The following is a 19,651-nucleotide window of genomic DNA, read 5'->3' on the forward strand; positions in this document are numbered from 1 at the left end:
TTCATCGTCGACCTTCGAGCCCGCCGAGGCAACCGACCGGCACGCACGCCACGCCTTGTGACGTGCGCTCAGGATGTCAAGCGCACTCGACGATTCAGGAGCGCGGCTTGCGGCGGTCCGGGCGCTTGCCGTCGCGGCGGTGGCCGCGGCCGATGGGGCGGTGGCCGGGCGGGCCGGCGTCGAGCTGGAGTTGAATGAGCACGCCGCTGATTCGGGTGCGGCGCAAGGCTTCCAGCGTCTCCTGGGGGAGATGGGCGGGCAGTTCCACCAGGCTGTGGTCGGGGCGGATGCTGATATGGCCGAAATCGCTGCGGCGCAGGCCGCCTTCGTTGGCGATGGCGCCCACGATCGCACCCGGCACCACGCGATGGCGCTTACCGACGGCGATGCGATAGGTCGCCATTTCCGCGCCGGTGGCACGGTTCGGCGACGGCTCGCGGCGCCGGTCGCGGTCGTCGAATTTGCGCGAATCCCGGTCCCGCCGCGGCCTTTCCGGCTCCGGCTCGGGCTCCATGAAGAAGTTGTCGCCGTCGTGTGCGCCCACGGCCAGCGCGGCGGCGATATCGGCCAGCGGGGTGTTGTGCTCGGCCTCGTAGTCCTCGATCAGCTTGCGGAACAGCGGCAGCTTGTCCGAGGCGAGGTTCTCGGTGATGGCGTCGTGGAATTTCACCACCCGCTGCGCGTTCACATCGTCCACACTCGGCAGCTGCATTTCGGTCAGCGGCTGGCGGGTGGCGCGTTCGATGGCGTCGAGCAGGCGGCGTTCGCGCGGTGCGACGAACAGCAGCGCCTCACCGGTGCGCCCGGCCCGGCCGGTGCGGCCGATGCGGTGCACATAGGACTCGGTGTCGTGCGGAATGTCGTAGTTGACCACGTGCGAGATGCGGTCCACGTCCAGGCCGCGCGCGGCCACGTCGGTGGCGACCAGAATGTCCAGCGATCCGGCCTTGAGCTGCCCGATGGTGCGCTCACGCTGATTCTGCGCGATATCGCCGTTGATGGCCGCCGCCGAATACCCGCGCGCCCGCAACTTCTCGGCCAACTCCTCGGTGGCCTGCTTGGTGCGCACGAAAATGATCATCGCCTCGAAGGACTCCACCTCGAGGATGCGGGTCAGCGCGTCGAGCTTGCGCTGATACGACACCAGAACATAGCGCTGGGTGATGTTGGTGTTGGTCGTGGTCTTGGTCTTGACCGTGATCTCGACCGGATCCTTCAGATACTGCTTGGAGATCTTGCGGATCGCGCCCGGCATGGTCGCCGAGAACAGCGCCACCTGCTTATCGGACGGGGTGTCGGCGAGAATGCGCTCGACATCCTCCTGGAACCCCATCTTGAGCATCTCGTCGGCCTCGTCGAGCACCAGGTACCGCAGCTGCGACAGGTCCAGGGTGCCGCGCTCGAGGTGGTCGATGACCCGGCCCGGCGTGCCGACCACGACCTGCGCGCCGCGCCGCAGCCCGGACAGCTGCACCGCGTAGTTCTGGCCACCGTAGATGGGCAGCACGTGCACGCCCGGCAGATGCGCGGAATAGCGGCCGAACGCCTCGGCGACCTGGATGGCCAATTCGCGCGTGGGCGCCAGCACCAGCGCCTGCGGCGCCTTTCCCTTACCTTCCAGACCCATGAGGATCGGGATGGCGAAAGCGGCGGTCTTACCGGTACCGGTCTGCGCCAAGCCGACGACGTCGGCGCCTGACAACAGCGGCGGAATCGTGGCCGCCTGAATCGGTGAGGGTGACTCGTAGCCGACGTCGGCGATGGCCGCCAGAATGCGGTCATCGATGCCGAGATCGGCGAAGGACGGATCGGCGGCGTCCCTCTCGCTGTCGTAGGAAACGCTGTCGACCGGTGAGGTGCTCATATTGACCAGCAGTTTACTGCCTTATAGTGGTCGCCCCGACCATCGGCCCAATACGGTGAGACGTATGCAACCCCAGCAGCCGCCCGTGCATTCCGTCTCAACACCTGACACCGGCCCGGCCGCGGTCACCGTATCGACCACGTCGGGCAGCGAATCCACCGCGCCGTCGGTGGTGGTCAACTACTCGGCCACATCGGATGCGAGCCGCCCGGCACCCACCGGACCGGCCGGGGTCGAGGCGGCGGCGCCGAGTCCCGAACCCACCCCGGCGGCGACCCGCGCGGTCGATGTGGCCGTCGTGCAGTTCGGCCCCTACACCGACAAGGACGCGAATCTGGCGATGCTGCGCGAGCAGGTGCGCGCGGCCGCCGAACACGGCGCGCGCGTGGTGGTGGCGCCGGAATACTCGATGTTCGCGGTGACCCGCCTGGATCGGCGCGTGATCGAGGCGGCCGAGCCGATCACCGGGCCGTTCGTCACCGGATTGCGCGGGCTGGCGGCCGAATTCGGCGTGCATCTGGTGGCGGGCGTGGTGGAGGCGCCCGGCGGCGTCGCACCCGACCGGATCTACAACACCCTCGTCGCCGCGGGGCCGGATGCGGAGTTCGTGGCGGTATATCGCAAGGTGCACACCTACGACGCGTTCGGCCACCGCGAATCGGATGTGGTGCTGCCCGGCGAGATCACCGATCCGGCGACGTTCGCCGTCGACGGGGTCGTCTTCGGCCTGCAGACCTGCTTCGACCTGCGCTTCCCGGAGGGATGTCGGCGGGTGGCCGCCGCGGGGGCGCACGTGCTGGCGCTTCCGGCGCAATGGATTCCGGGTCCGGCGAAGGTGGATCAGTGGACGACGCTGCTGCGGGCGCGGGCCATCGAGAACACGATGTACGTCGCCGCCGCCGATCAGTCCGCTCCGCGGGGCGCCGGGGCTTCGATGATCGTCGATCCGATGGGCACCGTGCTCGCGGAACTCGGTGAGGCGCCGGGCATCGCCACCGCCCGCATCGATCTGGACCAGCTGGACCAGGTCCGCACCACCAATCCGAGCCTGGCGCTGCGCCGGTTCACCATCGCCGCCGAATAGCTCGCGCATGGAGTTTGCGCGGACGGCCGGGCGGCTATCCCTGTATGCAGGGCAATAGCATCCGCGCATCCTCGAGCAAGCGTAGCGTTGACAATACAATGATCTATCCCGATCGGGTCGCCGCCGGTCGCGCGCTGGGTGGGTCCCTGGACCACCTGCGGGCGTCGGACCCGCTGGTGCTGGGACTGCCGCGCGGCGGGGTGCCGGTGGCGGCGGCGGTGCGGTCGAAGATCGGCGGGGATCTCGATGTGCTGCTGGTACGCAAGCTCGGCGTGCCGTGGCAGCCGGAGCTGGCGATGGGCGCGATCGGTGAGGGCGGGGTGCGGGTACTCAACGACGACGTGGTGCGCCACACCGGCGTACGGCCCGACCAGATCTCGGAGATCGAAGCGGCCGAACAGGCGGAACTGGAACGGCGGCAACGGCTTCTGCGGGCGCGGGTGCCGCCGGTTCCGTTGAAGGACCGCACGGTGGTGATCGTCGACGACGGGATGGCAACGGGCGCGACGGTGGCGGTGGCCTGTGAGATCGCGCGCCTGCACGAACCGCGCCGCATCACCGTGGCGGTGCCGGTGTCCTCGATCGAGGCGCTGCGCCGCGTCGACGCCCTGGCCGACGAGACGGTGTGCCCGTTCGTTCCGCGGGTGCTCGGCGGCGTCGGCGGCGCCTATCGCGACTTCCATCAACTCAGCGACGACGAGGTGATGGACCTCCTGGCTCCGCCGGATCAGTGACCGTCAGTCGTCGATCGGCGTGATTCCCTTGCGATGGCGTCGGGCCAGTTCGGCGTAGTAACCGGGATTTATCTTGATCCAGCCTTCGGCGGGGGTGCCCGGCTCGATGGCCCGTTTGACCGTCGCCGGGGAACCGGCGGCGAGCACACCGTCGGGGATTTCGGTGCCTGGTTGGACCAGCGAGTGGGCCGCGATCATGGTGCGGGCCCCGATGCGCGCCTGGTCGAGCACCGTACTGCCGTTGCCCACAATGGTTTCCGCGCCGACGACGGCACCGTGCAGCACCACGCTGTGTGCAATGGTGGCGCCTGGACCGATATCGACCGTCACCCCTTCGGCGGTGTGCACCACGGCGTTGTCCTGCACATTGGCCCGCTCGCGCACGATGATCGGCGCCAGATCCACCCGCAGCACCGCCCCGTACCACACCGATGCCCCCGCCTCGACACGCACATCCCCGATCAGGGTCGCGGTCGGCGCGATAAACGCCGTGGAATCGACCTGCGGCCGCTTACCTTCGAATTCGAACAATGGCACCCGCTCAACTTAAGTCCCCTGCTTCCAGGAGTCCACAAGATCCTGCGCGTTACCAATGATCGGTGTCGGAGACCAAACGTTCGGCCGCGGTGATCAGGGGGCGGAGTTGGGCGGTGAAGGCTTCGGCGGTGACGGGGACTATGTCGACTTCGGTGCGGGTGCGGACGGTGTAGCGGCCGTCGCCTGCGATGTCGATCCAGCACAGGACGGCGAGCGGGCGCACGGTGTCGTCGGCGCGCCGAGCGGAGACGACGATCTGGCCGATGCCGTCGCGTGGCTGTTTCAGCAATCGGCGCATCCGGGCGGGAACCGACGGTCCCGACACCGGCACGGTCACCAGATCGCGGCTGTCCTCGCGCACCCGATCCAGCGGAGCGGTGTGCCGGGCCATACTGCCGGGGCCGTTCTCCGGCAACACCGAAACAATACGCGCCGCAAAGCTTTTCGAGTTGCCGACGAATAACCGAACCTCGGCGCCACGGTCGGGTCCGGATCCGGCGCGCTGCGCCGCGACCACGGTGACATGCCCGGCGCAGGCGCCCAGCACCCGCACCGGGCGGACCTCCGCACGAGGCCCGTGCTCGCCGAACACCTCCACCCGGATCGTCGGCCGGGCCAGTACGCGCAGGGCTGACTCCAGGTCGGGATCGAGTGTCCGCGAACACCATTCGTTGAGGTCCGGCAGCTGCGCGGCACGCTCGTCGCTGGTGCGGGCCGTCAGCCGCACGGCGAGGGGATACGGAATCCGGTCACCATCGGTCCGCTCCCAGGCCAGCGCGAACTGGTCGGGGGTGAGGGTCCATCTCACCGTCGGCGGCCTGCCTCGGTCGTCGCGGGATCAGTCATCCTCGACCCATTCGCCCAGCACGGGCGGTGTCGTGGGATCCATCCGGCCTACCAGGTCGCCGCCGGGTTCGGCAGGTTCCAGGAAGGTCGGCTCGTCGAGGTCCGGGTAGTACTCGTCGTCCTCGTCGAATTCATGAGAGCGCTTGGGCGCCACAGGCTTTGCCGTAGGCGGCCGAGTGGTGTCGCTGGCCGCCGCGAACGCCCCGCCCGCCAGACCGCCCACGACTCCGGCACCCATCCCGCTGACCGTGTCGGCGGCATGATCGCGCCGATCCTTCGGCTCCTCACGTTTACGCTGCCCGTCGCCGTCACCGGCCGAAGCGCTCTGCGTGCGCATGGCGGCAGTGGCTACCGGGCCCGTACCCACGGAAACCCGACCAGATTGCGGCGCAACGATATTCGACCCGGCCACACTCGGCCCCGGAACCGCCGCATGATCGGCAGTCGGCGCAGGGGCGGGCACCGTACCCGCCACAGCTGCCGGGCCCGTCACCGCGGCAGCAGGTGCGGTGGTCGCGGCCGGTGCATCGGCCGGAACGGGCGCGGCCGGTTGTCCGGAACCGGCATCGTCCGCACCGGCCTCCTGCGGAGTCGTCGCAGGACGCATCGATTCGTCCTGCCCGGCATCCGGCGCCGCATCGGGCACGACTACCGCCCCGGGCCGCATCACATCGGCCGACCCTCCACCCGGTGCGGTGGGATCCGGACTCCCCTCTACCACCACCGGATTCCGGTACATCCCGCTGTCGTGAAAGGCGGGCACATTGTTGCCGGTCGGCAGGAAGTTCCCGGCATAGATCGAGTTCATCACCCGCACCGCGTCCGAACGCATGCCCTCGGCGGCCTTCTGCAACTCGACATTGGCCGCGGCCCGCCTGGGATCGAGCAGCGCCCCCTCCAGATCCGGCTCCATCGCCAGCGGCTCGGCCAGCGCCGTCCGCAGTGCCTCCGCCGCATCGTTGGCCTGTCCGAGCCGATGCCCCACCACCGACATCACCTCGGACAAATGCTGTCCCAGCTCTTCGAACGCCTGCATCGCACCGGCCGCCATCGCCGCGGCATTGCCCCGCCATCCGTCGGCCATGGCGCCTCGAATTTCGGCATGGGCCTGCTGCACGGCATCGGCCACCGCCGTCGCCGAACTCTGCCAGGCCTGCCGACCGGCCGAGATCACTTCCGGATTCAATTGCGACACACCGCGATAGATTTCGCCGTAGTCCAGATGGTCGAAGACCTCGCAGTTGGGCGCATAGTCCGGATCGGTCTGCGCCGGGCCGGACTTCGACCCGCCGCCCACCCTATGCATGCCCCACCCCCACCGTCTCCGAGGCCATTCGGCCGATCGCCGCGGCGACATCGGCGTCCTGCTGTTCGTAGGACGCGGCCGCCGCGCGCAGCGCCTGCGCCAGCTGCCGGGCCGCGTCGGCGTACTCCTGAAGCCGTTCCACCGCGTCGGTCGCCTTACCCTCGAAACCGCGGCGCAGCGAATTGCCGGATTCGAAACCGCCGAAACCCGGCAGCGATCCGGCGGCACGCAACGTACCGATCTGCTGTTCGACCTGATCGGCGAGTAGCTCGTAGCGACGCGCGCAGCGCTCGTGGGTGCCGTCGGCGACCACGACGCCATCGATCCACAACTCGCCGTCCTGGACCGCTTGCGTCAGGGCCGCAACGTCACTGCGCAGATTCCCGTTCTCCTGTGACTGCACCGGTCCCCCTTTCTCGTGCTCGGCTCACTGAACGCCGTGCCGGTTCGGCGACGACGCCGTCGATCCACTCCGCGATGTCGGCCGTGACCTGTGCATGCACCGGCTCGTGCAGGAGATCGTGCCCGGCATCGGCATACTCGCGCAACCCTACCGACTCGTGCCGGCTCGTCCATTGTCTTACGGCATCAATCGGCGCACGACGATCGTCGACACCGTGCAGCGCCAACACCGGCAGTTCGGGCGCGGCGGCAAGGGCACGAGCGGGCGTGCCGGTGAGGACGAGACCGGCACAGTCGAGCCGCGCAGACAGGGCCGTCGCCGCGCCGAGCGAATGGCCGACAACGATCAGCGGCAGACTCGGATGTGCCGCGCGCATCAGTTCCGCCAATGCCCGCGCCTGGGCCGCCACGTCCTCGACTGTGCCGGGCGACCGTGGATCGCCTTCGCTCAGACCCTGGCCCGGGATGTCCAGGCCCCACGTTTCGACGTCCCGGGTGGCCAGTGCCCGGGCGAAGCGATGATAGTGCCCGCTGTGTTGACCGGAGCCGGGCAGCAGTTCCACGATCGCCCGCGGGGATTCGACAGTCCAGCGCCGATAGTGCATGCGTCCCCGTGCGCCCTCGAAAAACGGCATCCCGCAATCCTTTCACCGCAGGTAGGTCGGGTCGAGCCCGGGTTCGCGGGGAGACGGGTCCGGCTTCCTGCGTTCTCACCGATTGCGATCCGCCCACGTACCCGTGCACGACACGCCCCCCTCACACCGCGCCCAGCTAACTCCACTGATTACGCTGTTGCGCGACTCGGCATGCAAGGATGCGCGGCCGGGTGCGGGTGTCCGAGACACAGGAGGGCCGCGATTGATTCTGTTCGGTGATCGTGTCGTGTGCAGCACCGGTGACCTGGTGGAGGCGGCGCGCTGCGAGTTCGCGCTGCTGCGCGCGCTCGACGCCGAACTCGGACTCGTGGCCCCGGTGGCCGACCCCTCGTCCCTCACCGTGCCCGCGATCTCCGCGGCGGCCCTGGACGACTTGCGAGATCGGTTCGGGGATGGGGTCGTCTGTATTGATCGTCCCGAATCGCCGGATCCGGCCGAGATCGTGGCGGCCCTCACCCGCGCCCACGAGCAGACGCAGGCCGCGCTTCGGGAGGGTGCGGATGTCATTGCGGGAGCCACTTTTTTCGATGGCGCCTTCGCCGCGTGGTGTACCGCACTCGTGCGCACGGATCGGATCGGCCGGGCGCTCGAGTCGGCAGCGCCGAGTGCAAGCTCCGAGGTGGGCGACGAGGGGAGCAGCGCCGCGCCGGATGCCGCGGCGCCTGTGCATGCCGAAACCGCTGCGGACTCGTCGGAGCAGATCATCGATGGTGATGCCGTCGGCACGGCGGTCGGCGACCATGCCGGAATGTGGACCGCGGCGCGAACAGCCGACGGGTCGATGCTCGTCACAACCGGCGCAGACACTGCGGGAGTCGGCACGCCCGAGCCGCTTCCGCAAGGGTCCGTGACCCCGACCTATCAGCTCTGCGCGACAACCACTCACGTACCGGTCACCGGCCTCATCGAATCGGCGGCCTGCGCGGACGCGTTGCAGAGCAATGGTTTTCGCATTCACCCACAGGTCCGACTGCGCGCGGACGACGGCTCGGAAATCAGCTACGAGCTGGCCGACGCCATGATCGTGCAGGACGCGCGCCGACGACGGGTGCGGGCGATCCTCGAGGCCAAACAGGACGAACTGCTGCCGGTGCAGTGGGGCGATCGCCGCTACCTCGCCTGCGGGCACTGCCCGACCTGCACGGCCGAATTGGTCGCGGGCCGCGATCTGCTGCTCGTGGCGGGCATGCGGCCCGGGGTGCGGGCACAACTGCGCGACGCCGGTATCACGACCGTGGACCGGCTCGCGAAGGCCGATGCCGCCGTGACCGGCGTTGCGGCACAGACGTTTTCGGTGTTGCGCCGCCAAGCCGAACTGCAGTTGCAGCGTGAACGCACCGGTGAGCCGGTCCTGATGGTCACCAACGCGGCCGCCCTGAGTGCGCTGCCGGTGGCCTCACCCGGCGACGTCTTTCTCGCGATCGAGGGCGCGCCCGCCGCCGTGGTCGGTGTAGGGGTCGCCCCGGCGCGGACTCCGGAGGGTGGCGGCGAGGAGCCCGCGATCCTGTTCCACGCCTTCGATATTCGCCATGATCCGGCCGCCCTGCTGGAATTCCTCGCCGACCGGCAGGAACGCCATCACGAGCTGCGGATCTACCACTATCGGTCGAGTGCGCGCGAGTTGCTGGCCGAGTTGTGCGCACGCTGCGGCGTGGACGAGGAGATCGCCGACGATCTGCTGGGTGCGCTGCTGGATCTGTATCCGATGGTGCGGGCCGCGCTGCTGATCGGAGAGCGGTCCTATGAGCTGTCGGCGGTGAGCCCGGCATTGAATCCGGGCGCGCAATCCGCCGGGGACGACCTGGAATCCGACTGTGCGCACACCCTGCGCCTGCGGGATCGGCTGCGGGCACTGGCCGCCGAACACGGCATCCGCCCGGCCCCGGCACCGCGCGAGACAGTGCCGGAATCGCCGTCGGCGGTGGAAGCCGCGCTGCGGGAATTCGCCTTCGAGGCCGAGGAGGAGCGCACTTCCGCCCAGGAGACCGCGGCGCTGATGGCGGCCGTGCTCGGATACCACCGGCGGGAGCGGCAGCCCCTGCACTGGGCGCATGCCGACCGCCTGCACCGCCCGATCGCCGAATGGGCCGACACTCCCGGCGTTCTGGTCGCCGACTGGGGCAGCGTGGACACCAAGTGGCACAGCACCGGCCAGCGTCCGATGCGCCGCTACCTGAAGCTGACCGGGCGCCTCGGCACCGGGAGCGCACCTCCGCCCGGCACGCCCGTGCTCACCCTCTACGACCGGCCGGTCGCGGGCATGACCACCGCGCCGGGTCGGCGAGCGGTCGCCTCCGCGACCATCCTCGGTTGCGCGCTGGACGACAACTTCGACGACGTCGTCCGCGTCGAGGAACTGTTGCCCGAGGGCTGCGCTCCCTATGACGACCTCCCCGTGGCGATCGTGCCGCGACCGCCGGGTCGCGATGAAAACATCGCCGCCGCACTCGACTTCATCGCACACCAGCTCCTGGTGAACCTGCCCGAGATCCCCCTGACGGCGGCATTCGATCTGCTGTGCCGCCGCCCGCCGCGGCTGCGCTCCGGCGCCGCGCTGCCCGAGGTGTTCGGCGACCATGCCGCCGCCGTGACGGCCGCCGTGCTCGAACTCGACGACTCCTACGTTGCCGTGCAGGGGCCGCCGGGCACCGGTAAGACCGATACCGGTGCCCGCGTGATCGAGCGCCTCGTCACCCGCTACAAGTGGCGGGTCGGCGTTGTGGCGCAGTCGCATTCGGCGGTCGAAGAGGTCCTGGACGCGCTGGTGCGCGCCGGAGTGCTGCCCGAACTGGTGGCGAAATCCGATGCGCATGCGGTGGCGCCGGAGTGGCTGGTGATCGATCCGGCGCGCTATCCGCGGTTTCTCGACAATGCGGTCAACGGCTGTGTGATCGGCGGGCTGCCCACCGATTTCGCCGATGCCGAACGTATTCCCCCGGACAGTCTGGACCTGCTGGTGATCCCCGATTCCGGGCACTTCCCGCTCGCCGACGCGATCGCGGTGGCCGGTAGTGCGCGGAACCTGCTGCTGCTCGGCGATCCCGCGCCGCTGCCCACGCACGGGGTGCATCCGGAGCCGGTCCACGAATCGGCACTGGGCCGGCTGGTCGGCGAGAACCCGACGCTGCCTGCGGAATTCGGCTACTTCCTGGACCGCACCTGGCGGATGCATCCGCAGCTGTGCGGGCCGGTGTCGCGACTACGGTACGGCAACCGCTTACGCTCGAACGAAACCGTCACCCTGGCAAGAGATTTGGAGGATATTCCGCCCGGTGTCCGGATGGTGCCGGTCGAACATCACGGCAACGCGACCGAATCGGCGGAAGAGGCCCGCGAGATCGTGCGCCAGGTCCGGGCCCTGCTGGGCCTGACATGGCGCCAGGGCGCGGTGACGCGACGACTGCATCCGCACGACATCCTCGTGGTGACCCCCTATCACGCCCAGGTGGCACGCATCCGAACCCTGTTGTCCCGCGCCCGGATCGAGGACGTGGTGGTCGGCACGGCCGAACGCCACCAGGGCCGCGAGGCCGCCGTCGTCCTGGTCTCCCTCGCCACCTCCTCCCCCGCCGACACCCCCGACGGCCTCGACACCCCTTTGTCCTGCCACTGGCTGACCACCGCCGTCTCCCGCGCCATGTGGACGGCCCTGATCATCCACTCCACCCTCCTCACCGAATACCTCCCCCAAACCCCCGCCCACCTCTCCGACCTGGCCGCCTTCCTCGAACTCTCCACCCCATAACCCGGTACGCGGCCTACCAGCCCAATACCCGCCCTACCAGCCCCGATACCCGGCCGCAGGCCAGGTCAGGCGGTGCGGTAGACGCGGGGGGTTATGCCGTAGCAGCGGCGGAACCAGCGGGTGAGGTGGGCCTGGTCGGCGAAGCCGGAGTCGGTGGCTGCCTGGGCGAGGGGGCGGCCCTCGGCGAGTAGGCGGCGGGCGGCGCGGAGGCGGAGCTGGCGTTGGAAATCGCTGGGGGCCAGGCCGTAGCGGGCACGGAAGGCGCGGTAGAGGGTGAATCTGTTGCAGCACACGGCCTCGGCCAGCTCGGCGCTGGACAGATCGTCGAGATAGCGTTCCCGCAGAATGGCGTGGGCGCGCTGGGCCAGTTCGGCGGCGGCGCCGTCGCGGGGGCGCACGGTTGCGGTCTCGCGGGGAGTGCTTCGCGCGCCCCGGTTGATCATGGCCGCCAGCGTCGTGGTCAGCGCCTCGTCGCGGGCCAGGGTCGTCGCCGGGCCGTCGAGGGAGTGGTAGAGCCGGTTCAGCGCGGCCGCCAGCGGCGGGTCGTAGAGCACCGGGTCGGGAAACAGCGGCAAGCCGGTCGGCCGCCCGGTCCGGTCGTGCAGCAGTTCGGCCACCAACTCCGGCCCGATGTGGACGATGCGATAGGTGAAACCGTCCTCGTGCCCGCTGCGGCCGTCGTGCGGCTCATCCGGATTGAACGCCATGAGCATCCCTGCCGCACTGGTGTGCGAGCCGCCGCGACAACCGAATGCCTGGGCGCCGAATTCGGTGTATCCGAACGAGTACGCCTCGTGACTGTGCAGGTGGTAGACGTGCCGGTCGAAGTGAGCGTGCATGGCCTCCACCGGACGATCCGGCATCCGCCGATAGTCCACCCATTCCCGTGGCTTCACCCCTCCAGTCTCGCGCACCAGCGTTCGGCGACCTCAGCCGAAGTTCTTGCCTTCGCCGCGGTACGTGGGGACGGTGGTGCGGGTGCCGTCGGTCTCGACGATCTGCAGGGCGTCGAAGCGTTCACACAGCTCGCCCGCCTTGGCGTGGCGGAACCAGACCCGGTCGCCGATCTTCAGCTCCTCGGCGCCGGTCAGCGGCGTCTGCACCTCACCCGCACCCTCGGTACCGATGAGCCGTAAACCGCTGGGCCACACCGGCTTCGGCACGCGCGACTTCCCCGCAGGCCCGGAGGCGATGTAGCCGCCCGCGAAGACCGTGGCGATCCCACGAGCCGGTCGGCGCAGCACCGGAAGCGCGAAGAACAACGCCGGGCGCGGGGTGAAATTGCGGTACCCGTCGAACAGCGTCGGCACGTACAGACCCGACCCGGCGGTCACCTCGGTGACGTCCGGATCGGAGACGCTCACCTCGATGGATCCACTGCCGCCGCTGTTGACGATCTCGAGTTCGCCCACCACCGAGCGCACCGCGTCCAGCACCTGCCGCCGACGCTTGCCGATCTCCGCTGCCGAGGCCCATTTCACCAGCCGCACAGCCGGATTCGTGTCGGGCAGCCCCGCGATCTGCGCCTCGTAGGTCATCACGCCGACCACCCGGAATCCACGCCGCTGGGCCGCACGCGCCAATTCGGCCGCCTGCTCCGGCGTGCGGATCGGCGAGCGGCGCACCCCCAGGTGCACGGGCCCGATGCGCAGCGAGGCGTCCACATCCAGACACACCCGCGGCCGCGCCCGATCGCCACCGACCGCGGTCTTGATCAGATCCAACTGCGCCGGATCGTCGACCATCAGGGTGATGGCCTCGCGCAGCGTCTCGTCCTCGCCGAGTTCGGCCAGCGCGGCTCGATGCACGCTCGGATAGCCCAGCAGAATGTCACGGGCGCCCTGGCGAGCCAGCCAGATCGCCTCGGGCAAGGAATAGGACATGATGCCCGCGAATCCTCCGGAGGCGGTGAGGTCCGACCCCAGCACCTCCTCGAGCACCGTCCGGCATCGCACCGACTTGCTCGCGACCCGGATCGGCACCCCGCGCGCCCGCCGGACCAGGTCGGCGGCATTCGCGCGCAACGCGCCCAGATCCAGCGCGGCCAGCGGCGGATCCAGGTCGGCGGTGGCCGCGTGCAATCCGGTGATCTGCGACGCTTCTGTCACAACCTCCACTGAACCACGAAACTGGTCAATCGTCCAGGTCTATCAGAGATCGGCCGCCTTCGTGGACAGGCTCGATACCAGGTCGTCCAGCACCACCAGGGTCGTCTCGTCGTCACAGTCGGCCAGCCAGCGCAGCACCGTGCCCTGCATCACGGCCACGGAGTAGGCCGCGACCGCCTCGACCGGCTCCAGCCATTCGGTCTGCGAGCGGTCCGCACACAGCTGCAGGAAGGCCGCGACCTCGGCATCCATATCGCGGAACAACGCCGCCACGGTCGCATCGGGCGAACACTCACCACCGCTGTCCCAGCGCCGGCGCAAGGCCGCGATCGTCGATTCGTAGGACCGGACCTGCTTCTCCGGCGCCGCCTTGATCGCGGGCCACAGAGCACTCACGCCGGCGTGCAGCAGCACCCGCAGCGCGCGCGTCCCGCTGTAGTCGAGTCCGGCGGCTGCCTGCTCCACGGCCTGCTCGACCGCGGGTCGCGGCCGAACCTGAACTATTTCTCCACTTGCGCTCAACGAACGACTCCCTCGGGCGAAAGAACTCGCGCACCCTCGCACGCGCGGCTCGCACAACGGGTTGCAGATCTCCACTGATCGCACCGAGCGTCTACTCGGTCGACCCGTCAACGTTCACCAATGTTAGAGGTTTTTCGGGGATCGCGACCAGGTTGACTGGGTGTTTCTGGACAGAAGGAATGTTTTGTTACCCGTCTGGTACCCCTGCGCGATCGAACGGAGACCCGGGAGTCCGCCTCGCCCATCGCGCGACCCGGCATCGTCCGATCAGGAAAACTTTACGGTGCTCGAGGCCCACGAAGCTTGTTTCTGTGGCCGAACACACATGCCGCCGGAGCTTCGCTTGTTCGATCGGAGAACGACACCCAGCCGATACCGGCCCGCACCTAGCCTGGATTTGTGACCTCCGCTCGACCCGATCATCTGCTCATCTCCGGCACATTCAACTACCGCGATGTCGGCGGCCTGCGTACGGCCGCCGGCGCGAAGGTGCGTAGCGGAGTGCTGCTGCGGTCGGCACATCTGTGCCGGCTCGACGCCGACGGGCACGCCACGCTGCTCGAACTCGGCGTCGCCACCGTGCACGATCTACGCGGCCCGCGTGAGACCCACTACCTGGGCGCCGACGTGCTACCGACCGGGGTGCGGCTCGAACCCACCCCCTTCGACTCCCATATCGGCGAGAAACCGCCGCACGAGGTGGTGCACGACGACGGCAGAGCGGAGATGTTGCAGGTGTATGCATCCTTCCCGGCCATGCCGGAGGCGGGTGTGGCGCTGGTCGCCATCGCCGAATCGCTGGTGCGCGGCGACGGCGCGGTCCTGGTGCACTGCGCCGCGGGAAAGGATCGCACCGGCTGGGCGATCGCGACCCTGCTACGCGCGGTCGGCGTCACCGAGGCCGAGGTGCTCGACGACTACATGCTCAGCAACGCCGCCATCGACGCCCTGCGCGAGGACGTCTCGATCAACTCCCAGGGCCGCGCGACCCTGCCGCTGGACCTGCTCGGCGTCAGCCCGGACTACCTGGCCGCGGGCACCGAGTCGATGCACAGGATCTACGGCGACCTCGACGGCTATCTGGACGCCATCGGCCTCACCGACCCCTTGCGCACCCGCCTCCACGACCGCCTCCTGGAGTGAGGGGAGCCTACTCGGCCCGGTGGACCAGGCCGTCCTCGTCGATGTCGACCTGGTTACCGGTGTGGAACCACGTTCCGGTGAAGCAGGATTCGGTGGTTTGCGGATCGTTCCAGTAGCGGCGGGTGACATTGGGCCCCCGGCACAGCAATTCGCCGTGTCCGGCGTCGGCGCGCGGACCCCACAGCGCCAATTCGGTTCCGCCGAAGGGGAATCCGAGCAGATCTCGGGCGGGTGCCGCCCCGCAGTCGGGCAGGGCCAGACCGATACCGCTGGTCTCGGTGGCACCCCAGACCGACCACTGCCGGGCCAGGGGGAACACCTCGCGCAGCGCGGCCCCCACCACCTCGCAGGTGCCCCGGTCCAGGGTGGCCAGTTCTGTGCGATGTCCGGCGCTGCACACCTGCCGCACCCCCTCCGCGCGCAGCCCGGCCAGTTCCGGGAGCAGCCCGGCGAAGATGCGCGGCGTCGCCGAGACCATATCGATCCGTTCGGCCACAATGGTTTCCGCGATCAGCGTGGGATCCGGCGCGAGGACCACCGTCCCGCCCACCGCGAACGTCGGCAGCACCTGGTCCACACACCCGCTGGCGTGCGCCAACGGCAGCAGCACGAGATTGCGCAGTCCGTCGGTGGGCAGGTCGAGCGCGCCCACCACCGATCGAATCGCCGAGAGCAGATTCTCGTTGGTCAGCTCCACCCCCTTGGGCCCGGGCGAATCACCATGGGCGACAGCGCCGCTGGTGTAGCACAGCAGCGCCAACTCGCACAGCGATGCACCGTCGTCGATGAAGGCGGCCGCGTCGGGCATCTCGTCCGAGCGACCGTCCAGCACGAAATCGGCGCAGCTGTCCGAGATCACCTGCGCGGCAACCTCCTCGGGCAGGCCGTCGTGCACCAGCACCGGCACCGCACCCGACAGCAGCGCGCCGAGGAACGCCTGTACCCAGCGCGCCCCCACCGGCATGTGCACCGCGACCCGGTCGCCGTAGCCGATACCGTGCTCCTGCAGGCCTCCCGCGATCCGCGACGCCGAATGCCACAGCTCCCGGTAGGTCATTCGCGGACCGCCGATCTCCACCACCGCCTCGCGGCCGGAAAAGGCGTGCACCTGCACATCGAGCAGTTCGGTGAGGGCCGGATTGAGGTTGCCGTAGCGCAGCACGCCGTCCACACCCCGGGCAAGAGGAGCGAAACCCGTTGGGCAGTACCCCGACTGCGGGTATTCGACGAGATGCGACATACGTTCCTCCGAGTGCCTCGGTCCGGCAGGCACCTGTGACTATATGACGCAGCTCACAACTGTGGACGGATAGGCGGCCAACGTGTCCGCCCGGTCACCGCCCCGTGTAAGTCGCCTTACCGGGCCCCACTTCGAGGAAGCTGCGGACTCCGCCGCGCAGATCCTCGGTGCCGAACAGTTCGCCGGACACCTGCGGCGTCACCGAATCCGCTTGTGCCACACCGCCGGAACGCCAGGCCGCCACGATCTGCTTGGTCGCCGCGTGGGCACGGGTGGGACCGTCGGCGAGCCGGGCCGCCAGCGCGCGGGCCGCGGCATCGACATCGTCGTGCACGGCATTGACCACACCCCAGTCGGCCAGGGTGGCCGCGTCGTACAGGTCGCCGGTCATCACCAGCTCGCGGGCCCGGCCGGAACCGGCGCGTTCGGCCAGCCGCTGCGGACCACCCATCGACGGGGTCAGCCCGACCACGTTCTCCACCAGACCGAATGTGGCCTTCGGTCCGGCCAACAGAATGTCGCAGGCCAGGGCCATCTCGAAGGCGGCGGTGAGGGTCAGCCCGTGGGCGGCGAAGATCACCGGACAGGGCAGCGCCTCCAGGGGATGCACTGTCCGCGCGAACAGGGTGCGCCACAGCTCGGCGCCCTCGTCCACCGAAAGCCCGTCGAAGATATGCACATCCACGCCGCCGGACACCACCTTGCCCTCCGCCCGCACCAGCACCGCCCGCGGCGGGTCGGCGGTCAGCTCGGCGATATCGGCGGCCAGCGACTCCATCAGCGCCTTGTCGAACAGATTCAGCGGCGGATTGTCGATGGTGATAACGGCCAGCTGCGCCCCCTTCTCCGTGTAAATGCGCTCGGTGCGGGTCCCGCCATCTGTCCCGGCATGCTTTCGGCCGGGATCTTTCGAATCGCTCATCGCCCGAATCTATAAGGCCCTGCCCCGGCAACACCACCATCGGGAAACGGACATCTGCCACACTGGGCGCGTGACTACCTCGTCGTCCGAAAGTGGCACGTACGTCGAACCCGGCGAGTTCAAACGGGATACGAACTACATCACCACGCGGATCACCGCCGACGGCCGCGACGGCTATCCCGTCGAGCCGGGCCGCTATCGGCTGATCGCGGCGCGGGCCTGCCCGTGGGCGAATCGGACGCTGATCGTGCGGCGCCTCCTCGGCCTGGAGGAGGTCATCTCGCTGGGTTTGTGCGGGCCGACCCACGACAAGCGCAGTTGGACCTTCGATCTGGATCCCGGCGGCGTGGATCCGGTCCTGGGCATCCACTTCCTGCGCGATGCCTATCTGAAGCGGTTCCCGGACTATCCGCGGGGCATCACCGTGCCCGCGATCGTGGACGTGCCGACGGGGGAAGTGGTCACCAACGACTACGCCCGGATCACCCTCGATTTCTCCACCGAGTGGGTGAGCCATCACCGGCCGGGTGCGCCGCAGCTGTACCCCGAGCCGCTGCGGGCGGAGATCGACGAGGTGAACCGGCGGGTGTATACCGAGGTCAACAATGGTGTCTACCGCTGCGGTTTCGCGGGTGACCAGCGTTCCTACGAGGCGGCCTACGACCGCCTGTTCACCGTGCTGGACTGGCTGGAGCAGCGGCTACAGCGGCAGCGTTATCTGGTGGGCGACACCATCACCGAGGCCGATGTGCGGCTGTTCACCACGCTGGTCCGCTTCGACGCGGTCTACCACGGCCATTTCAAGTGCAACCGCAGCAAACTCACCGAGCTGCCGGCGCTGTGGGCCTACGCCCGCGACCTGTTCCAGACCCCCGGCTTCGGCGACACCGTCGACTTCCCCCAGATCAAACAGCACTACTACATCGTCCACGCCGACATCAACCCCACCCGCATCGTCCCGAAGGGACCCGACCTGTCCGGCTGGCTCACCCCCCACGGCCGAGAATCCCTGGGCGGCACCCCCTTCGGCACCGGCACCCCACCCCCTCCCCCCACCCCGGCCGAACGCGTCCCCGGCTGGCCCAGCAGCCGCACCCCTTCGTCGTAGACGCACCCCCTCCGGGGTGATCTACGGGGTGCGTTTGCCGAGAAGGGGTGCGGGTGGGTTGGGGTCACTCGGGGGCGCCGGCGTAGGTGCCGAAGCTCCAGAAGACGCCCTCGGGGTCGCGGCAGGTGAAGCCGCGGGAGCCGTAGTCCTCGTCGCGGAGTTCGACGGTGATGGTGGCGCCGGCGGCCTTGGCTCGTTGGTACAGCTCGTCGGGGTTGTCGACGACGATGTAGGCCGAGCCGATGCCCGCCGGTTGCTCGCACAGCGTCGAACCCACGCCCTCGGAGCCGAGCATGATGCCACCGCCGCCGGGCCAGGCGAGTTCGGCGTGCTCGACCACCTCGCCCTCGCCGTAGCGGGCGCGTTCGACGAAGCCGAACGCCGTCTTCAGGAACTCGATCGCGGCAGGGGCGTCGCGGTAGATGAAGGTCGGCCAGATCACCGTCGTGGTTCGTGTGGATGTTTCGCTCATACTTTCGAGTCTTCCAACCGCAGCGGTGGCGGGTCTTGGACGAATGGGAACTCCTCGCGCGCCAGCCACTGCGACGGCGGCATCCCCGCCAGCTCACGCCACTCCCGGGCCATATGCGCCTGGTCGTAGTAGCCGGTGGCCGCGGCGACCTCGGCGATGGTCGCCTCGACGCGGCACAGCATGCGGTGCGACGCCTCGAACCGCGCCAGCCGCGCGGCATCCTTCGGGGTGATGCCGAACTCGGCCGTGAACCGGTTGCCGAGATGTCTTCTGCTCCAGCCGATATCCGCGGCCACATCGGAAACCCGGGGCGCCCGGGACAAATCGGTGAGCAACTGCCAGGCCCGCTGCAGATTCGGGTCGATCGTGGTGTCGGCGACCCGGCGCAGCAGGATCTCGTCCAGCACGGCGAACCGCACCGCCCAGTCCGAGGTGGCCGAGATCCGCTCCCGCAGCTCCCCGGCGTCCGGGCCGAGCAGTTCGGCCAGATCCACCACCCACGACCCGAGCGCACCGACCGGCAGGCCCAGCAGCGCGCGCGACCCCAGCGGCGTCACCGCCAGCTGAATGCCGTGCTGGAATCCGTGGTGCGCGATCACACACGGCCGCACGGTCAGCCCGCTGGCCAGCGCATCCCAGGTCCCGCTCGGCTGCTCCGGATGCGGCACCACCGGCAGCTCGAGCGCTTCGTCGATGGTGACGATCACGGTCAGCGCCGTCGTCGGCATCCCGACATGAAATCCTGGCGCGAAGCCGCGCATCAGATAGCCGTCGTACGCACCGACGAACGCCCGCAACCGCGGATCCGGAAGCCCTCTCGCGCCCTCGGAAACACCACTCACGGATCCACGGTAGGACGATTCGGCGGAACTGACCCGGTGAACTCATTCGTTGAAAGGACGAGCCGGGTGCCCGGTCGAGCGCCGATCGGACCACTAGAGTCTCAACAGACCGGACGAGAG

Annotated in this window: 18 protein-coding genes; 5 read left to right on the plus strand and 13 right to left on the minus strand. The window is 69.1% G+C overall.

Translation table 11 applies throughout. The annotated features are described in order from the left end of the window. Positions 1-94 precede the first annotated feature (94 nt). The gene (locus tag IU452_RS01695; protein WP_195107065.1) at positions 95-1,864 is read right to left on the minus strand and encodes a DEAD/DEAH box helicase; all 1,770 of its coding nucleotides are present in this window, start codon (positions 1,862-1,864) and stop codon (positions 95-97) included. Between the two features lie 289 nt (positions 1,865-2,153). Between IU452_RS01695 and IU452_RS01700 the strand changes: the two genes are divergently transcribed. Both IU452_RS01700 and IU452_RS01705 read left to right on the plus strand, forming a co-directional pair. Further along, a complete protein-coding gene (locus IU452_RS01700) occupies positions 2,154-2,948 on the plus strand; it encodes a carbon-nitrogen hydrolase family protein (protein ID WP_416382271.1) in 795 nt (264 codons plus the stop codon). A 98-nt stretch (positions 2,949-3,046) separates the two neighbouring features. After that, positions 3,047-3,682: a phosphoribosyltransferase gene (locus IU452_RS01705; RefSeq protein ID WP_195107067.1), complete on the plus strand. Its 636-nt coding sequence runs from the start codon at positions 3,047-3,049 to the stop codon at positions 3,680-3,682. A gap of 3 nt (positions 3,683-3,685) precedes the next feature. On the opposite strand, the gene IU452_RS01710 is transcribed toward IU452_RS01705, so the two are convergent. The 5 genes from IU452_RS01710 to IU452_RS01730 are packed head-to-tail and all read right to left on the minus strand — an operon-like array spanning position 3,686 to position 7,408. Then, on the minus strand, positions 3,686-4,219 hold the full coding sequence (locus IU452_RS01710) for a gamma carbonic anhydrase family protein (protein ID WP_195107068.1): 534 nt from the start codon (positions 4,217-4,219) through the stop codon (positions 3,686-3,688). Positions 4,220-4,268: 49 nt separating this feature from the next. Next, a complete protein-coding gene (locus IU452_RS01715) occupies positions 4,269-5,027 on the minus strand; it encodes an ESX secretion-associated protein EspG (protein ID WP_195107069.1) in 759 nt (252 codons plus the stop codon). 30 nt (positions 5,028-5,057) lie between these two features. Continuing rightward, on the minus strand, positions 5,058-6,371 hold the full coding sequence (locus IU452_RS01720) for a PPE domain-containing protein (RefSeq protein ID WP_195107070.1): 1,314 nt from the start codon (positions 6,369-6,371) through the stop codon (positions 5,058-5,060). Continuing rightward, positions 6,364-6,774, minus strand: coding sequence for a hypothetical protein (locus IU452_RS01725; RefSeq protein WP_195107071.1), 411 nt, complete (start codon positions 6,772-6,774; stop codon positions 6,364-6,366). Before IU452_RS01725 ends, IU452_RS01720 begins: the two co-directional genes overlap by 8 nt. Then, positions 6,740-7,408 carry an alpha/beta hydrolase gene (locus IU452_RS01730; RefSeq protein WP_195107072.1) on the minus strand — a complete coding sequence of 223 codons (669 nt, stop codon included), beginning with the start codon at positions 7,406-7,408 and terminating at the stop codon, positions 6,740-6,742. The genes IU452_RS01725 and IU452_RS01730 overlap by 35 nt, the downstream gene beginning before the upstream one ends. 223 nt (positions 7,409-7,631) lie before the next feature. On the opposite strand from IU452_RS01730, the gene IU452_RS01735 reads away from it, so the two are divergent. Continuing rightward, positions 7,632-11,174 (plus strand): bifunctional RecB family nuclease/DEAD/DEAH box helicase, encoded by a 3,543-nt coding sequence (locus tag IU452_RS01735; RefSeq protein ID WP_195107073.1) that lies wholly within the window; start codon positions 7,632-7,634, stop codon positions 11,172-11,174. A 65-nt stretch (positions 11,175-11,239) separates the two neighbouring features. Here IU452_RS01735 and IU452_RS01740 read toward each other — a convergent pair whose 3' ends face one another. Genes IU452_RS01740 through IU452_RS01750 form a run of 3 tightly spaced genes read right to left on the minus strand, consistent with a single transcriptional unit; the run spans position 11,240 to position 13,804 of the window. Next, on the minus strand, positions 11,240-12,070 hold the full coding sequence (locus tag IU452_RS01740) for an AraC family transcriptional regulator (protein WP_324192386.1): 831 nt from the start codon (positions 12,068-12,070) through the stop codon (positions 11,240-11,242). Between the two features lie 33 nt (positions 12,071-12,103). After that, on the minus strand, positions 12,104-13,282 hold the full coding sequence (locus IU452_RS01745) for an amino acid deaminase/aldolase (protein WP_416382259.1): 1,179 nt from the start codon (positions 13,280-13,282) through the stop codon (positions 12,104-12,106). 42 nt (positions 13,283-13,324) lie between these two features. Next, entirely contained in the window at positions 13,325-13,804 is a 480-nt protein-coding gene (locus IU452_RS01750) for a TetR family transcriptional regulator (protein ID WP_195107075.1), read from the minus strand. 399 nt (positions 13,805-14,203) lie between these two features. On the opposite strand from IU452_RS01750, the gene IU452_RS01755 reads away from it, so the two are divergent. After that, the gene (locus IU452_RS01755) at positions 14,204-14,947 is read left to right on the plus strand and encodes a tyrosine-protein phosphatase (RefSeq protein ID WP_195107076.1); all 744 of its coding nucleotides are present in this window, start codon (positions 14,204-14,206) and stop codon (positions 14,945-14,947) included. Between the two features lie 7 nt (positions 14,948-14,954). Here IU452_RS01755 and IU452_RS01760 read toward each other — a convergent pair whose 3' ends face one another. Further along, positions 14,955-16,187, minus strand: coding sequence for a class I adenylate-forming enzyme family protein (locus IU452_RS01760; protein WP_195107077.1), 1,233 nt, complete (start codon positions 16,185-16,187; stop codon positions 14,955-14,957). A gap of 94 nt (positions 16,188-16,281) precedes the next feature. After that, positions 16,282-17,109 carry an enoyl-CoA hydratase/isomerase family protein gene (locus tag IU452_RS01765; RefSeq protein ID WP_195107078.1) on the minus strand — a complete coding sequence of 276 codons (828 nt, stop codon included), beginning with the start codon at positions 17,107-17,109 and terminating at the stop codon, positions 16,282-16,284. A 70-nt stretch (positions 17,110-17,179) separates the two neighbouring features. Here IU452_RS01765 and IU452_RS01770 point away from each other — a divergent pair, with 70 nt between their 5' ends. Beyond that, positions 17,180-18,217 carry a glutathione S-transferase family protein gene (locus tag IU452_RS01770; RefSeq protein WP_324192387.1) on the plus strand — a complete coding sequence of 346 codons (1,038 nt, stop codon included), beginning with the start codon at positions 17,180-17,182 and terminating at the stop codon, positions 18,215-18,217. A 64-nt stretch (positions 18,218-18,281) separates the two neighbouring features. Here IU452_RS01770 and IU452_RS01775 read toward each other — a convergent pair whose 3' ends face one another. After that, the gene (locus IU452_RS01775) at positions 18,282-18,689 is read right to left on the minus strand and encodes a VOC family protein (RefSeq protein WP_195107080.1); all 408 of its coding nucleotides are present in this window, start codon (positions 18,687-18,689) and stop codon (positions 18,282-18,284) included. Continuing rightward, on the minus strand, positions 18,686-19,531 hold the full coding sequence (locus IU452_RS01780; protein WP_195107081.1) for a helix-turn-helix domain-containing protein: 846 nt from the start codon (positions 19,529-19,531) through the stop codon (positions 18,686-18,688). Before IU452_RS01780 ends, IU452_RS01775 begins: the two co-directional genes overlap by 4 nt. Between the last annotated feature and the right edge of the window lie 120 nt (positions 19,532-19,651).

This window comes from Nocardia transvalensis (assembly GCF_015477765.1).
Taxonomy (GTDB): Bacteria; Actinomycetota; Actinomycetes; order Mycobacteriales; family Mycobacteriaceae; genus Nocardia; species Nocardia transvalensis_A.